General features: G+C 42.1%; 13 protein-coding genes. 5 read left to right on the forward strand and 8 right to left on the reverse strand.

Translation table 11 applies throughout. The features are described 5' to 3' along the window. The first annotated feature begins 10 nt into the window (after positions 1-10). The 4 genes from rpoC (at position 11) to D3P12_RS07950 (ending at position 7,425) form a co-directional block, all read left to right on the forward strand. Positions 11-4,288, forward strand: a complete 4,278-nt coding sequence (gene rpoC / locus D3P12_RS07935; RefSeq protein ID WP_118194468.1) for a DNA-directed RNA polymerase subunit beta' — start codon at positions 11-13, stop codon at positions 4,286-4,288. Positions 4,289-4,427: 139 nt separating this feature from the next. Next, complete coding sequence (locus D3P12_RS07940) at positions 4,428-4,739, forward strand: DUF3467 domain-containing protein (RefSeq protein ID WP_118194469.1); 312 nt, start codon at positions 4,428-4,430, stop codon at positions 4,737-4,739. 96 nt (positions 4,740-4,835) lie between these two features. Continuing rightward, positions 4,836-6,074 (forward strand): OmpP1/FadL family transporter, encoded by a 1,239-nt coding sequence (locus tag D3P12_RS07945; protein ID WP_245977416.1) that lies wholly within the window; start codon positions 4,836-4,838, stop codon positions 6,072-6,074. A 49-nt stretch (positions 6,075-6,123) separates the two neighbouring features. Further along, the gene (locus tag D3P12_RS07950; protein ID WP_118194470.1) at positions 6,124-7,425 is read left to right on the forward strand and encodes an SGNH/GDSL hydrolase family protein; all 1,302 of its coding nucleotides are present in this window, start codon (positions 6,124-6,126) and stop codon (positions 7,423-7,425) included. A 6-nt stretch (positions 7,426-7,431) separates the two neighbouring features. On the opposite strand, the gene miaA is transcribed toward D3P12_RS07950, so the two are convergent. From miaA to D3P12_RS07985, 7 genes are all read right to left on the reverse strand, one after another. Then, positions 7,432-8,355, reverse strand: coding sequence for a tRNA (adenosine(37)-N6)-dimethylallyltransferase MiaA (miaA, locus tag D3P12_RS07955; protein ID WP_118194471.1), 924 nt, complete (start codon positions 8,353-8,355; stop codon positions 7,432-7,434). Continuing rightward, positions 8,355-8,936 (reverse strand): IS1096 element passenger TnpR family protein, encoded by a 582-nt coding sequence (locus tag D3P12_RS07960; protein ID WP_118194472.1) that lies wholly within the window; start codon positions 8,934-8,936, stop codon positions 8,355-8,357. Before D3P12_RS07960 ends, miaA begins: the two co-directional genes overlap by 1 nt. A gap of 56 nt (positions 8,937-8,992) precedes the next feature. Next, positions 8,993-10,408, reverse strand: a complete 1,416-nt coding sequence (locus tag D3P12_RS07965; protein WP_118194473.1) for a CCA tRNA nucleotidyltransferase — start codon at positions 10,406-10,408, stop codon at positions 8,993-8,995. A 64-nt stretch (positions 10,409-10,472) separates the two neighbouring features. Beyond that, positions 10,473-11,045: an L-threonylcarbamoyladenylate synthase gene (locus D3P12_RS07970; RefSeq protein ID WP_118194474.1), complete on the reverse strand. Its 573-nt coding sequence runs from the start codon at positions 11,043-11,045 to the stop codon at positions 10,473-10,475. 19 nt (positions 11,046-11,064) lie between these two features. Continuing rightward, on the reverse strand, positions 11,065-12,159 hold the full coding sequence (locus D3P12_RS07975) for a glycosyltransferase family 4 protein (RefSeq protein ID WP_118194475.1): 1,095 nt from the start codon (positions 12,157-12,159) through the stop codon (positions 11,065-11,067). A gap of 5 nt (positions 12,160-12,164) precedes the next feature. Continuing rightward, positions 12,165-13,283 carry a glycosyltransferase family 4 protein gene (locus D3P12_RS07980; RefSeq protein ID WP_118194476.1) on the reverse strand — a complete coding sequence of 373 codons (1,119 nt, stop codon included), beginning with the start codon at positions 13,281-13,283 and terminating at the stop codon, positions 12,165-12,167. A gap of 22 nt (positions 13,284-13,305) precedes the next feature. Continuing rightward, entirely contained in the window at positions 13,306-14,124 is an 819-nt protein-coding gene (locus D3P12_RS07985; protein ID WP_118194477.1) for a 2,3,4,5-tetrahydropyridine-2,6-dicarboxylate N-succinyltransferase, read from the reverse strand. A gap of 64 nt (positions 14,125-14,188) precedes the next feature. Between D3P12_RS07985 and D3P12_RS07990 the strand changes: the two genes are divergently transcribed. Then, positions 14,189-14,593: an RNA-binding S4 domain-containing protein gene (locus D3P12_RS07990; protein ID WP_118194478.1), complete on the forward strand. Its 405-nt coding sequence runs from the start codon at positions 14,189-14,191 to the stop codon at positions 14,591-14,593. 21 nt (positions 14,594-14,614) lie between these two features. Here the strand turns inward: D3P12_RS07990 and D3P12_RS07995 are convergent, their stop codons facing one another. Further along, complete coding sequence (locus D3P12_RS07995; RefSeq protein ID WP_118194479.1) at positions 14,615-15,808, reverse strand: glycosyltransferase family 4 protein; 1,194 nt, start codon at positions 15,806-15,808, stop codon at positions 14,615-14,617. Positions 15,809-15,814: the final 6 nt, after the last annotated feature.

Raw genomic sequence — 15,814 nt, forward strand, 5'->3', positions numbered from 1 at the left:
ATTAAAGATTATGTCTTATAAAAAAGATAATAAAATAAAAAGCAACTTCACGTCTATCACCATTAGTCTATCATCACCAGAGGTGATTTTAGAGCGCTCAAGTGGTGAGGTTTTGAAACCGGAAACAATCAACTACCGGACTTATAAACCTGAGCGTGACGGCTTGTTTTGTGAGCGTATTTTTGGTCCGGTAAAAGACTATGAATGTCATTGCGGTAAATACAAACGTATTCGTTATAAGGGTATTGTTTGTGATCGTTGTGGTGTGGAAGTTACTGAGAAAAAGGTACGTAGGGAACGCATGGGGCACATCAATTTGGTTGTACCTGTAGCCCATATTTGGTATTTCCGCTCGCTTCCTAACAAAATTGGATATTTATTGGGGCTTCCTACCAAAAAGCTGGATATGATCATTTACTACGAACGTTATGTAGTTATTCAGCCCGGTATTAAAGAAGACGATGGAATTAATTACATGGATTTCCTAACGGAGGAAGAGTATCTGGACGTATTAGATACATTGCCAAAGGAAAACCAGTATTTGGATGATAAAGATCCGCAGAAATTCATCGCTAAGATGGGAGCAGAAGCACTAGAAGAGCTTCTTAAGCGTTTAGATCTTGATCAGCTTTCTTACAATTTACGCCACCAAGCAGCCAATGAAACTTCGCAACAGCGTAAGACAGAAGCATTAAAGCGTCTGCAAGTTGTGGAAGCTTTCCGTGGTTCAAGGGATCGTATTGAAAACCGTCCGGAGTGGATGATTGTTAAGATTGTACCAATTATTCCACCAGAATTACGACCGTTGGTGCCTTTGGATGGAGGTCGGTTTGCTACATCAGACTTAAACGATCTTTACCGTCGTGTAATTATCCGAAATAACCGTCTGAAAAGATTGTTAGAGATTAAAGCTCCTGAGGTTATTTTACGTAATGAGAAACGCATGCTTCAAGAAGCTGTCGACTCATTGTTTGATAACTCGAGAAAAGTAAATGCAGTAAAAACTGAAGGTAACCGTGCCTTGAAATCCCTTTCAGACATTTTGAAAGGTAAACAAGGACGTTTCCGTCAAAACTTGCTCGGTAAGCGTGTTGATTACTCGGCGCGTTCCGTAATTGTTGTAGGTCCAAACCTTAAACTGCATGAGTGCGGATTGCCGAAGAATATGGCGGCTGAACTTTATAAGCCGTTCATCATTCGCAAGATGATTGAACGTGGTATTGTTAAGACCGTTAAATCTGCGAAAAAGATTGTTGATCGTAAAGATCCGGTTGTATGGGATATTCTTGAGAATGTTCTTAAAGGGCACCCTGTATTACTTAACCGTGCTCCGACACTTCACAGATTGGGTATTCAGGCGTTTCAACCGAAACTGGTTGAGGGTAAGGCAATCCAGTTACACCCGTTAGTTTGTACTTCGTTTAACGCCGACTTTGACGGTGACCAGATGGCTGTACACTTACCTTTGGGCAATGCGGCAATCTTGGAGGCGCAAATCTTAATGCTTGCATCGCACAACATTTTGAATCCGGCGAATGGAACTCCGATTACGGTTCCATCTCAAGATATGGTGTTGGGCTTATATTATATTAGCAAAGGACGTAAAACTGACGATACGCGCGTAATGAAAGGTCAGGGAATGACCTTCTATTCTGCGGAAGAGGTGATTATCGCGTATAATGAAGGTAAAGTAGATTTGCATGCTTTCATTAATGTAAAAGTTAATGTAAGAGCGCAGGATGGTTCTGTAGAAAGTAAGGTTATTGAAACTACCGTTGGAAGAATCCTATTTAACCAGCGTGTTCCTGAAGAATTGGGTTATATCAATGAATTGTTGACGAAGAAGTCTCTTCGCGATATTATTGGTCGGGTTGTGAAGATCTCTGGTATGGCGCGTGCAGCCGAATTCCTTGATGATATTAAGGAGTTAGGTTTCCAAATGGCATTCCGTGGGGGGCTTTCATTTAACCTCCAAGACTTGAATATTCCTGATGCTAAAGGTGATTTGATAGAACAGGCAACCGCTGAAGTTGATGAAGTGATGAATAACTACAACATGGGATTCATTACCAACAACGAACGTTACAATCAGATTATCGATATCTGGACTCGTATCAACAATCGCTTGACTGCTTCAGTGATGAAAATCCTTTCGGAAGATAACCAGGGCTTCAACTCTGTTTATATGATGCTGGATTCTGGAGCCCGTGGTTCGAAAGAGCAGATTCGTCAGCTTTGCGGTATGCGTGGATTGATGGCTAAACCTCAGAAATCAGGATCTTCGGGTGGTGAGATTATCGAAAACCCAATTTTGTCAAACTTTAAAGAAGGGTTATCTGTATTAGAGTACTTTATCTCCACTCACGGTGCTCGTAAAGGTTTGGCAGATACGGCATTGAAGACGGCCGATGCTGGTTACTTGACACGTCGTTTACATGACGTTGCGCAAGATATGATCGTTACCGAAGAGGATTGCGGAACATTGCGTGGTATTTACACAACTGCTCTGAAAGACAACGAAGATATCGTTGAACCTCTTTATGAGCGAATATTAGGTAGAACTGCTCTTCATGATGTATACGATCCAGCAACCAATGAATTATTGGTGAAAGCCGATCAAGATATCGATGAAGAAATAGCCTATAAAATTGAACAATCATCTGTAGATGGACTTGAAATCCGTTCGGTATTAACATGTGAAAGCAAGCGAGGCGTTTGTTCGTTATGTTACGGACGTAACTTGGCTAGTGGCAAGCGTGTTCAAAAAGGTGAAGCTGTTGGGGTTATTGCAGCTCAATCAATCGGTGAACCTGGAACTCAGTTAACACTACGTACGTTCCACGTTGGGGGTACTGCTTCTAACATTGCTGCTGAATCTCAGATTGTTTCTAAATTCAGTGGACGAATCGAATTTGAAAACGTGCGTGTTGTAGAACGTGAGAATAACGGTGAAAAGCAAAATGTTGTATTGGGTCGTTCAGGTGAATTTAGAGTAGTAGATGAAGATACGAAGAAGGTTGTTATGACTAATAACATTCCTTATGGTTCATTCTTATTTGTAAATGATGGTGATAAAGTAAATAGTGGGGATCTGATTTGTTCATGGGATCCATACAATGCAGTTATCATTTCAGAGTTTGCAGGTAAAGTTGAATTCGAATCCATTATCGAAGGTGTTACTTATCGTGAAGAATCAGATGAGCAAACTGGTCACCGCGAGAAAGTAATCATCGAAACTCGTGATAAAACGAAGAACCCGGCTATCCGGATTCTTGACAAGAAAGGTGAACTTATCCGAAATTACAATATTCCGGTAGGAGCTCACATTTCAATCAACGACGGAGAAGAAGCAAAAGTCGGCGCTATCATCGCAAAGATTCCACGTTCAACTGGTAAGACCCGAGATATTACAGGCGGTTTACCGAGAGTTACAGAGTTGTTCGAAGCTAGAAACCCTTCAAACCCAGCTGTTGTTACAGAGATTGATGGTGTTGTAACGCTAGGTGGCGTGAAGCGTGCTAACCGTGAAATTTCTATCGAATCAAGAGATGGTCAAATTAAGAAATACTTGGTGCCGCTTTCAAAGCATATCTTAGTTCAGGATAATGACTTTGTAAAAGCTGGTATGCCATTGTCAGATGGATCCATCTCTCCGGCGAATATCTTAAAGATCAAAGGCCCGGCTGCCGTTCAAGAATACTTGGTAAACGGAATTCAGGAAGTCTATCGTCTTCAAGGTGTGAAAATCAACGATAAGCACTTCGAGACCATCGTTCACCAGATGATGCAGAAAGTACATATCGAAGATCCGGGAGATTCAATGTTCCTTGAAAAGGATAATGTAAGCAAATGGGATTTCATTGAAGAAACCAATAACATGTTCGACAAGAAAGTTGTTGTTGATCCGGGAGATTCCAATGAGCTGAAAGCTGGTCAGATTGTTTCTTCTCGTAGATTAAGAGAGGAAAACTCCAGCTTGAAACGTCGTGACCTGAAACTTGTAGAAGTACGTGATGCTATTCCTGCAACTTCTAGTCCGATCCTTCAGGGTATCACCAGAGCATCGTTAGGTACGAAGTCGTTTATTTCGGCTGCTTCCTTCCAGGAAACAACGAAAGTGTTAAATGAGGCTGCTATTCATGCTAAACAGGACGATCTGTTAGGATTAAAAGAAAACGTAATTGTTGGGCATTTAATTCCTTCCGGTACTGGTCTTCGCGAGTACGACAACATCATTGTTGGTTCTCAAGAAGAATATGACAAGCTGTTAGCATCAAAAGAAGACTAAAGCTCTAAAAAACAATTCGATTGAAAACAAAATCTCAGTCGTAAAGATTTGAGATTTTGAAAGGCATCATAGTAAGAGCCTGTTTGGAATTTTCAGACAGGCTCTTTTTTTTAGTTGAATAATTTCTCTATTTTTGATTATGGCAGGACAAGATAAACCACAAGAACTAAGCATAGAACTATCTGAAGAAATAGCTGAAGGGATTTATTCCAACTTAGCAATTATAACGCATTCCAATACAGAATTTGTTGTCGATTTTATACGCATCATGCCCGGCACTCCGAAAGCACGTGTTAAATCAAGGATCGTATTGACACCAGAACATGCCAAGCGTTTTTTAGCGGCGATGAAGGACAATATCAAAAAGTTCGAAGATATTCACGGTCAGATTGATACCAACGAAGTGCCGCCGTTTCCTATGAATTTCGGAGGGCCGACAGCTCAGGCATAAACAAAAACCAGCTTTTTCCGTTTCTTATTTAATTGATGCATGAATTTCCTTCCTGTTTCAGGTGGGGATTATTGTTATTATCCAAACCGATTGCTTATGAAGAACATGAAACTTTTCTTTTGGGGTATATTCTTCCTATTATTCACTCCGATAAGTTTATTGGCTCAAGGCTTCCAGGTGAACCTTCAAGGCCAGAAGCAGTCTGCAATGGCCGGAGGAGGTGCAGCACTCATCTTGGATGAAAGTACTATCTTTTTTAATCCGGGTGCCATGAGTTTTGTCGACCACAATGCTGTTAGCGGTGGTATAAACCCTCTATGGTTCAAGTCTGCTTTTAACCAAAGCGGGAGCAATATCGTTGAGCATGTGGAAAATCATATTGCGACACCACTTGCTGTTTATGGCTTATGGGGGCCAACCCAATCAAAGTGGAAAGTAGGGCTTGGCGTTTATACACCTTTCGGCGGTTTGGTCGATTGGGGAAACAACTGGTCTGGTAAGTATACCGTTACCTCGTTGAACCTGAAAGCCATCTATATTCAGCCAACCTTCAGTTATCAACTGACTGAAAATTTAGGTGTCGGCGCCGGTTTTGTGTACAATCATGGTGAGGTTGACTTGCAAAGAGCACTACCTATCAATCACAGCGACGGCACAGACGCCAGCGCACAATTAACCGGTACCGGCGCTGGTTATGGATGGAATGCAGGTATCTATTATCGAATGGACAACGGCTTTGCGATTTCACTTGTACACCGATCCAAAGTCATAACAAAGCTGGAGAATGGTGATGCCATATTCAATGTTCCTGAGTCGGTCAGAAGTAATTTCCCCGTTGGTAATACCTTTAATGCAGAGCTGCCGCTGCCTTCGACAACAACCCTTGCTTTTGGTTATCCTATCAACGAAAACACATCCCTCGCATTAGATCTAAGTTTTGTGAATTGGGAAGTATATAAAGAATTAGCATTTGATTATGCTGAAAATACCCCCATTCTCGAAGATACCCGCTCCGAGCGGAATTATTCAAATGGTGGCTCTGCCAAGCTTGGAGTGCAACATCGCCTGAATCCAGAACTCATTATCCGTGCAGGTGCAGCCTATGTGTTAACGCCAGTGGAAGATGGCTATGTAACTCCCGAAGCTCCAGATGCAGATCGTATGATCCTGAGTGCGGGGTTTGGCTATGAAATTAATCAAAACTGGGAGCTAAATGCCAGCTTCCTATATGAATCAATTTTTGAAAGAACGCAAACAAACTTAGAGACCGGCCTGTCCGGTACATTTAAAACACACGTTTATGCGCCAGGTATTTCTATCGGTTATAAATGGTAGCTAACAAAACAGGTGTATTACCAAGAAGTAATAATAAAAGCATGTTGAAATGAAAAGATTCAATTTATTATATATTCTCATTAGTGTATTTATTTTCGCTTGTAAGCCCAGTATAGACACTCCACAAACCTCGGCAGGTGATGTGGATTTTAGCACCTATATTGCCGTTGGAAATTCACTGACAGCAGGTTTTGCAGATGGAGGCCTCTACCTCGAAGGACAAAAAGTCGCCTTCCCGAACCTGATGGCTGAACAAATGAAATCTGTTGGTGGCGGTGACTTTATGTCGCCATTCTTTGATGAGCAGCACGCCAACGGTTCCGGCTATTTACGGTTAACCGCCATTACAGAGGGAACCCCTCAGCTGGAAAGTGTTACTGAAAATCTAGCTTATCGTGATCAGGATAAACACTTGATCAAATATACCGACCCTATCCAAAATCTCGGAGTCCCAGGCATGCGTCTAGATTTAGCCTTCTACGAGCCTTTTAGTCAGGCTAATAATTATTTCGAAAGACTTCTTCCAGATGGGGAGCAGAAAAGCTATTTTGATTTTGTAGCCGAGCATGAACATACATTTTTTTCTTTTTGGTTAGGTAATAATGATGTTTTAGGTTACGCCACCGCGGGTGGTGTTACAACTGGTCCTACCAGCACACTCACTGATCAATCACAATTTGCCGCTCTATACAATAATTTTCTAACGGCATTGACGGCGGGAGGACAAAAAGGTGTTGTCGCCACGATCCCTAATGTTACCTCTATTCCATTTTTTACAACTGTAACCATTCAAGCCCTGATTGACGGAGCGAAGGCCGCCAGTCCAGAAAATGCAGACCAAATTGAAAATATCTTTATTCAAGACGAAAATGCCGTTGTCGTTGGTCTACCTCCCGGAGTTCGTCCTGCTACGGACGAGGATTTGGTTGTTCTGCCCTTCATGTCCGCAGGTTTGCTTGGCAAACCCAATGCCAGCGGAATTCCTTATGGTTTACATCCTTTGAACCCTGTTGAAGATCACTACATTTTGGATAAAGCGGAAGCTGCCATTGTCCAGGATTATATCAACTCCTACAATGAAACCATCGTCAATGCAGCTGCTAGCCACGGTTTAGCGGTAGCAGATGTCTATTCCTATTTAAATGAGGTCAAAGATGGCGTTCTTATTAATGGGGCAGGGGTTAGTGCAACTTTTATAACGGGTGGAGCGATCTCACTGGATGGGATTCATCTGACTCCGAAAGGCAATGCATTAATCGCTAATTTGATGATTAAAGCAATTAACGAGCAATATGGTGCCAAGCTACCGATTGTTGATGTTAACCAGTATTCAGGAGTACGTTTTCCTTGATCCACCCTAGCGTTCACCATTAACAAATGTGTCAATATATGTTCGAATGGAGTCTGGTTCCTTGGGGTCAAACCACTGGATGTCTGGCATTTTTTTAAACCAAGTGATCTGGCGTTTTGCGTAGCGCCGTGAGTTTCTCTTGATTAATTCAATCGCCCGTTCCAAGCTAATAGAACCATCCAAATAATCGAAAAGCTCTGAGTAGCCGACCGACTGAAGTGGACTCTTGTTCCGGTGGGGAAGCAAGTCCTTTACTTCCTTTAACAACCCGTCATCCAGCATTTTATCTACCCGCAGGTTAATCCGTTCATATAATTGATCCCGATCCATATGCAAGCCGATAGGTAGGATGTTAAAATTCCGTAATGCTAGATCCTTTTTCCTCCATTTGGAAAATGCAATACCAGTTGTTTCAAAAACCTCTAAAGCACGAATCATCCGTTGCGGATTCTGATGATCCACTTCCATATAATATTCCGGGTCGGCAGCCAATAGTTTTTCCTGTAGGTAGCTAACTCCTTTTTTTTCAAAGTCTTCCGTTAACTGTTCACGAACACCCGCTGCAGGCTTAGGTAATTTATCCAAACCGTAGCAGGCAGCGTTAATAAAAAGCCCCGATCCTCCCACCATGATAAGCACGTCGTGCTTTTTAAAGAGCTGTTCGAGTAAGTTTAGAACATCGACTTCATAATCGCCAGCCGAATAGTCTTCAGTAATACTATGTGAGTCAATGAAGTGATGTGTTGCAGCAGTTAGCTCTTGCATGTCAGGCTTTGCCGTACCAATATTCATTTCCTGGTAAAATTGCCTGGAATCAGCAGATATAATCTCTGTTTGATAATGTCTCGCCAGTTCAATTGCCGTGCTCGTTTTCCCTACTGCTGTTGGTCCCACGACACAGACCAAGGTTTTGGCATGCCGAATGGACATTAATATTCGTCCTCAGCTGGCGCGTCGTCCGAAAAGTCCGAACCTTCACCATCTTCATCATCCATCAAGTCCAGATTATTATCATCTTCTGCATCATAGCCCATATCATGTAGAAAGTCGAAGTCTGACTTCTCTTCTTTGTCAGAACCACTTTCATCCGTGTTTATCGTCCCTGTGGCTTTTGGAGCGATGCCGATACTTTTAAAAACAGCTGGATATTCTTTGCCCTCTTCCTCCTTTAAAATCTTAATCAACTGCACATGAAAGTCATAAGGTCTGTCGAAGTTATAGATATAGTAAAACTTCTGATGTGGGTCATCGATGAATTTATTCAGTTTAGCAGTTTCCATCAGCGTGACACCCTTATTCGATTTAAATTCAGTTGGCAGGTAGGCAATTTCTTCACCTTTCTTCCACTGATCATTACTAACGTAAAAAGAAGATGATTTCTCTGGGTCATAATTAACCGATTTTTGAATAGCCCGGTGCAGATCCAAAAACGTATGTTTCGATAAGATATCGATCTCTCTGATTACGTCGTCATAATCTTCAAATGTCACTTTAAACCTATAAATAGCCATGCTTAACGATTTTTTACGAATATGTTTAAAAAAATAGAATTTTAAAAGAGCGAAAATTAATCTTGATGATTCTTAATTTCCAAGCCGAGCGACTTCGCTTTTTCAATCATAAACTGAAGTGCTTCTTCACGGTCATTACCTATCTCGCCGTCCAGTATAGCGTCGCGGATAGCATTTTTTATAATTCCCACCTTACGACCAGGTTTAATATCAAAACACTTCATAATATCACTACCGTCAACCGGCGGTTGCCAATTCCGAATCTGATCACGCTCTTCAACATCTTTTAGTTTCTGTTTTACTAGTTGAAAATTCTCCCTATATTTTTTCCTCTTATACTTATTTTTTGTTGTCACATCCGCATGGCACAGCTTCATCAAATCATCAATATCATCTCCAGCTTCAAATAACAAGCGTCTTACAGCCGAGTCAGTTACAATGTCTTGAGCCAGAACAATTGGCCTCAAATGCAGAAGAACCAACTTTTGTACAAACTTCATTTTTTCATTTAGAGGAAGCTTTAGTTCTTTAAAAAGCTTAGGCACCATCCTGGCCCCCCTGTCTTCATGGCCATGAAAAGTCCAGCCCAAGTTCTCGTCAAAACGCTTCGTAGCGGGCTTCGCTATATCATGCATAATCGCCGCCCAGCGAAGCCAGATATCGTCACTCACTTCCGCAACATTATCCAGCACCTCCAATGTATGGTAGAAGTTATCTTTATGACTTTTGCCCCGAATCGTTTCTACACCCTGCAGATTGGCAAGGGCAGGGAAGATCAGATGTAGCAATCCGGTGTCAAAAAGAAACTTAAAACCGGTTGATGGCTTGTCCGCTGCTATAATTTTCTGCAACTCATCTATAATCCTCTCTTTTGATACAATTTTAATGCGTCCTTTGTTTCGCTTAATTGCATCAAACACCTTTTGGTCAAGGTCAAAATGTAACTGCGTGGCAAAACGAATAGCTCTCATCATCCGAAGCGGATCGTCAGAAAAAGTAAGTTCAGGGTCAAGAGGCGTGCGAATTATCTTCTTCTCAATATCAGCTAGTCCATCGAAAGGGTCGATCAAAGAACCATAATTATCCTTATTCAATCCCAACGCCATGGCATTAATTGTAAAATCCCGACGATTCTGATCATCCTCCAGTGTTCCGTCCTCCACGATTGGTTTGCGTGAATCTGCACGGTAAGACTCTTTTCGTGCACCCACAAATTCAATATCTATATCCCCATAGCGGAGCATCGCCGTTCCAAAACTTTTAAACACGTTTACTTTGGTGTTTAGCAGCGCACCAGCTTTTTCTGCGAAATTAACACCGCTTCCGATAACCAAAATATCGATATCGTTTTTAAAGCCCCTTTCCATGATAAGATCACGAACAAAGCCACCAATAACGTAAAGCTCCGTTTGATCTCGGTCGGCTAATTCACCAAGAATCTTAAAAACTGGATGCTGTAAGTGTTCCCTCATCGTGTGTCGGCAGAATAAGAATAGTATTTAGGGCGCAAAAATACAAAATAGCAGTCACTTTTGCCTATTTTCGGATTAATTCAAATTGCCCGGACGGCCCGAGCCTAACGATCATCGACGATTTCCCTTCTGATACCAGTTCCCGTCCATTCTGAACAACATAGTCTACCGCCTCAACCAGCTCTTCGTCAATATCGTCAAACGAGCGTGGGCTCGCTTGTCCCGAGAAATTGGCAGACGTTGACACAATGGGTTTTTTGAAACGACTGATCAGCTGTTTGCAAAACTCATGATTAACAATTCGTATTCCTAAGCTTCCGTCCTCAGCAATCAGATTATCCGGAAGGTTCTTTGCGCCTGAGTAAACAATTGTAAGCGGACGCTCCGTAACGTCCATCAGCTCATAGGCTACGTCTGGAATTTCCCTAACATAGCTTGCAAGCTTACTTTCCGAGTCCAGTAAAACAATCAGATGTTTGTCACCACTTCTTCCTTTCAATTGATTTACTTTCTCAACCGCCTCAGCGTTCGTAGCATCACAGCCTATTCCCCAGATCGTATCGGTGGGATAGAGGATGATGCCCCCTGTTTTCAAAACTTCAAGAGCTTTGTTAATATCTTCTTTCAATGAAATCATAAACTATGAATCTACGGAACTAAGCCAGAACAAAATCTTCAACCTCAGCCATAATCTTGTCGCTATCAAATCTTTGGGTAACATATTTATAGCCACACTCGCCCATTTTATCCCTTAGTTCTTTTTGTTCTTTCAATATGCGTATTTTCTCAACGCACTCTTCCACATTGTTATTAATTAAGAAACCAGACTTTTTGTCAAGCACGATTTCCGGGATGCTGCTCAGATTAAAAGCGATAATCGGTTTCTTGCAAAGTGCTGCTTCAGCCAGAACATAGCCAAATCCTTCCCACAGAGAGGGAAGAACGAAGACATCGCAATTCATCAATACATTTTTCACATTACGAACAAAGCCGAGAAAGTGAATGTTATCACGTACCCTTCGTTTTTTAGCTTCTTCCTTCAGTTCCCTTTCCAGTCGCCCGGTACCCCCGATAACCACCTTATGCTCCAACTTCTCTTCCTGCAGTCTCTCTGATAACCTAATCAAAAAGCGTTGATTCTTTTCATGTTCCAGACGCCCCAGGTTACCGATAATAAATTCATGATCGCCCGATTGCCTGGCTGGTTCATATTCTCTTAAAGTAAACTCTTCTGTATCAATGGGGTTGTAGATAACTTTAATCCTTCCCTCAGGAAAAAGCCTGGCATTATGCTGCAAAATAGTTCTTTTCGTTGCTTGCGAATTTGCCAGTACATCGGTTACCCAGTTCCGAAAAACAAAGCGGTTCATCAGGCTGTTCCGAATCGGTATAGCGCTCCCTCGGCGGTAAATAATCTTCTTCACTCCAGCCAACTTACCCGCAAATGAAGCAAGTTTAAGATCATTAGGCAAGTTGATGATCAGCGCATCCAGTTTAGCGCGCTGCAAAACCCTTTTAAGCCTGCTCACTTTGATAGGATTCAGAAAGCTCGTTCCTGTAATGCGCACCAGCTCAATATGAATGCTTTTATGATCGGAGAGTTTCTTATGCAACACGCTATTTTCTGCCGTGAAGAAGTACACAGAATACCCTTTGGCAGCAAAATAAGTTGCTGCTTCATAATGCCATTTCTCCCCACCACCCCAAGACATAACTGAATTAAAAAATCCGATGGCACTTTTTTCACTCATCGTATTTAGGTTTTTCTATACACAGACATGATATCGTCTGCTATGGTTTCGCTGTTAAATTTCTGTACAAACTTATATCCTTTGCTCGCCAAATCCAATCGCAACCCCTCATTTTTAAGCAATAAATTTATTTTATCCTCTATTTCAGAGACTTGCAAAGGATCCTGAATGTAAAGAGCACCAGGGCCGGCAGCCTCCTTAAAACAACCATCTTGGGTCGTTATTACAGGGGTTTTCGAATAAAGAGCTTCAATAATCGGTATACCAAAGCCCTCAAATAGCGATGGATAGACAAAAACAGAAGCAAGTTGATAGACTATTGCCAACTCCTCATTGCTGATACCTTTCAAAAACCTGACTTTGGTTTCCAGTCCTTCCGTCTGGATATACCCCATGAGCTCCGTCGCATATTTCGTTTTCGTTGAGCCCACTACCAGCAACTGTGAGTCGATGTTCTTCATGGCCTTTACCACTGAAAGTAGATTTTTGCGTGATTCCACTGTACCCACACTCAGTAAAAAGTGTTCCGGCAGCTCATATTGCCTGATCACTCGCTTTTTTTGCTCATTATCGTAAGACTGTTTGAAAACCTGATCACAACTCTGGTAAACCACCGTTATTTTCTCTTCAGGTGCTCCTAAAAAGTCAACGACATCTCGCTTTGTTTGTTCACTGATTGCGATGATATGATCCGCATGTTCGGCGGCATATTTGAATTTCCGAAAATAAATCTTCCGGTCAATCAACTTGAAATACTGCGGGAAGCGCACAAAGATCAAATCGTGGATGGTCACCACCGTGCGGATACCCTGCTTTGTCAGGCCTACCGGTATTTCGCCCGAAAGGCCGTGAAACAACTCAATTTTGTCTCTTTTTAAATCATCAGCAATGTTTTTCTGTCGCCACAGATTGTAGAAGAATTTATCAAAAGCAGAAGAGGGTAGGCGTTCTACCACATTCTTCTGCTTTGATTCAAATAATGTTTTCTTTCCGGGTTTCGGATTGTAGAGGTAGTATTGATGCTCAGGATACTGCTTGCTCAGCGCATTGACAATTTCCCTGCTGTAGTTTCCCAATCCTGTTGAGTTATGAAAAACCCGCTTTGCATCAAAACCAATATTCATTATATAGCCGATCTGATCAAGCCTATACCGCTACCTGATGATCGCGCAGCGCATCATTCAGCGATGTTTTCTTGTCGGTTGATTCCTTTCTTGTGCCAATTATCAGTGCACAGGGCACCTGGTATTCACCGGCAGGGAATTTCTTTGTGTAAGAACCTGGTATAACTACCGAGCGTGCCGGTACGCGGCCCTTATATTCTTTTGGCTCATCGCCACTCACATCAATGATTTTTGTAGACGCTGTCAGCACCACGTTAGCACCTAAAACAGCTTCTGTTTCTACATGTACACCCTCCACGACAATACAGCGAGAGCCCAAGAAGCAATTATCTTCTATTACCACAGGTGCAGCTTGTAAAGGTTCTAAAACGCCCCCAATCCCAACACCACCGCTCAAGTGAACATTCTTGCCAACCTGTGCGCAGGAACCTACCGTAGCCCAAGTATCAACCATCGTACCCTCATCCACATAAGCACCGATATTAACATAAGACGGCATCATCACAACCCCTTTACCCAAGAAAGCACCGTATCGTGCAATACCGTGTGGTACCACGCGCACACCCAAGTCCTTATAGTTCGTTTTCAATTTCATTTTATCATGAAACACAAAAGGGCCTACTTCCGTCACCTTCATTTGTCTCAGCGGGAAATAAAGCACAACAGCCTTTTTGATCCACTCATTCACATGCCAACGGTTGCCAATGGGTTCAGCTACCCTTAGCTCACCTTTATCCAGCTTCATGATCACCGTTTCAATGGCTATTTGATAATCTTTATACTCCAACAGCTGGCGATCTTCCCACGCGTCTTCTATCAGTTTTTTGTATTCTGTAGTCATTGTAAAATAGTTTAATCACGAAAGTAGGAATTTTTTATTAATTGAAAATAGCTAACTTTGATATATGTCGAAGGAACCGGAGAAATTAAGGATTGATAAATATTTATGGGCCATACGCATCTTTAAAACGCGTAGTTTGGCTACCGAAGCCTGCAGGGCAGGAAAAGTAAAACTGAACGGCCAAAACGTCAAGCCATCTTACCTTGTGAAAGAAGGGGAGACCTACCATATCCAGAAAGGGATAGAGAAAAAGGTGATCAAAGTACTTGGTTTATTAGAGCGGCGTAGCGATGCAAAAACAGCTGTTACCTTCTACGAAGACCTCACGCCGCTAGAGGAAACCTATAAGTATAAATCAGTCTTCCATGCGCCCGTCCTCAAAAGAGATCGTGGAAGCGGTCGCCCTACAAAGAGAGACCGTCGTGAAATAGACTCCTTACAAAACAAATTTAGAGAAGACGAGGACTAAGAAGCTTCAGCTTGAAAAGCTTTAAGCTTCATCTGGCCGGCTAAATTGCGTCGTCAGCAAATCGCGATAGTGTTGACTAAACACGTCGTCAGAGAACTTTCCTTTTACCAACTCATAGCCATTATTTGCAATTTCAGCTAAGTCATCCCGATTATCAGCTATTTCCCTAATGACGTGAATAAACCCGTTCACTATATCATCGGTATCCGCATAATCAGGCACAATAAAGCCGGTATTTTTTTCACTGTTGATATCCATGCTGATCTCACCAACGTCTGTCGCAACAGGTATCACGCCTTGTGCCATACCTTCCGAAATAACCATTGGAAAACCTTCAAAAATAGAAGTTATAAGAATAAAGTGAGCCTCTCGGTAATATGAATTCAGCCTTTCGGCATCGGTTATCTTTCCGATAATCTCTAGGTTGGCAGGCCGATGATTACTGAAAGATTCAAAATCACCAATCATTTGAAAAGTAAAAGGTAGCTTTTGTCTGTATGCTTCGGCAGCAATTTCAATAAAAAGCTCCGGTCTTTTTTCGTGACTATTCCTACCAACAAAGAGTACAGTCATGATGTCCGAATAGTCCTTTATAGGTGGTGGATCAGGCGGAATAGGTATTCCATTCGGTATGATCCGAATCTTTTCAATTTCAGCCAATGTAATCCCTTTTCGCGTATAGAAAGGCTTTAACTTTTCCTTATGGCTTTCGCCCAGAACCACCCGTCGCGTTAACTGATGAGTTACCGGAGCAGCATAATTCTCGATCGATAAAGGTAAATGACTCAAGTCTGTATGCAGCAGATCGATCTTTACACAACTTTCTTTCAGATGAGGAAAGAGATCATAAAAAAACTCTGAATTGCTGCCAAAAACTATCGGATTGTCAATTTTGTTGATTTCCGCAGCCAGCTTTTTTGCCATTTTCTTACGGAAAGACGTCTTCCAGCCCCATCGGTGAAGGTTAATCAAGCGTACATAGCGTTTAAATTCATCACGTAAATCGTGGTTTACCGACAAGTCTGTTATAAAGCAAGTCGGTTTCCGATCCGCTACGCTTCTCATGATATTCAGGTGAACACGTTCGGCCCCACCTGTCTGGTACTGAGGGAAGAAGAAAAATATCGTTGAGTCCAGCCGTTTAGTTTTCTGGCGGATGGAAGGGTAGAGAAGTAGCGCCTTCAGTGTCTCTTTCCATTTTGTAATCTTCTTCATGATCCG

The sequence above is a fragment of the Pedobacter indicus genome, assembly GCF_003449035.1.
Lineage (GTDB): Bacteria > Bacteroidota > Bacteroidia > Sphingobacteriales > Sphingobacteriaceae > Albibacterium > Albibacterium indicum.

Bases quoted from the DNA above. Each gene is read 5' to 3' on its own strand.
- miaA (WP_118194471.1), bottom strand. From the start codon at position 8,355: ATGTCCATTCGGCATGCCAAAACCTTGGTCTGTGTCGTGGGACCAACA.
- rpoC (WP_118194468.1), top strand. From the start codon at position 11: ATGTCTTATAAAAAAGATAATAAAATAAAAAGCAACTTCACGTCTATC.
- D3P12_RS07945 (WP_245977416.1), top strand. From the start codon at position 4,836: ATGAAGAACATGAAACTTTTCTTTTGGGGTATATTCTTCCTATTATTC.
- D3P12_RS07985 (WP_118194477.1), bottom strand. From the start codon at position 14,124: ATGACTACAGAATACAAAAAACTGATAGAAGACGCGTGGGAAGATCGC.
- D3P12_RS07950 (WP_118194470.1), top strand. From the start codon at position 6,124: ATGAAAAGATTCAATTTATTATATATTCTCATTAGTGTATTTATTTTC.
- D3P12_RS07960 (WP_118194472.1), bottom strand. From the start codon at position 8,936: ATGGCTATTTATAGGTTTAAAGTGACATTTGAAGATTATGACGACGTA.
- D3P12_RS07980 (WP_118194476.1), bottom strand. From the start codon at position 13,283: ATGAATATTGGTTTTGATGCAAAGCGGGTTTTTCATAACTCAACAGGA.
- D3P12_RS07970 (WP_118194474.1), bottom strand. From the start codon at position 11,045: ATGATTTCATTGAAAGAAGATATTAACAAAGCTCTTGAAGTTTTGAAA.
- D3P12_RS07990 (WP_118194478.1), top strand. From the start codon at position 14,189: ATGTCGAAGGAACCGGAGAAATTAAGGATTGATAAATATTTATGGGCC.
- D3P12_RS07995 (WP_118194479.1), bottom strand. From the start codon at position 15,808: ATGAAGAAGATTACAAAATGGAAAGAGACACTGAAGGCGCTACTTCTC.
- D3P12_RS07975 (WP_118194475.1), bottom strand. From the start codon at position 12,159: ATGAGTGAAAAAAGTGCCATCGGATTTTTTAATTCAGTTATGTCTTGG.
- D3P12_RS07965 (WP_118194473.1), bottom strand. From the start codon at position 10,408: ATGAGGGAACACTTACAGCATCCAGTTTTTAAGATTCTTGGTGAATTA.
- D3P12_RS07940 (WP_118194469.1), top strand. From the start codon at position 4,428: ATGGCAGGACAAGATAAACCACAAGAACTAAGCATAGAACTATCTGAA.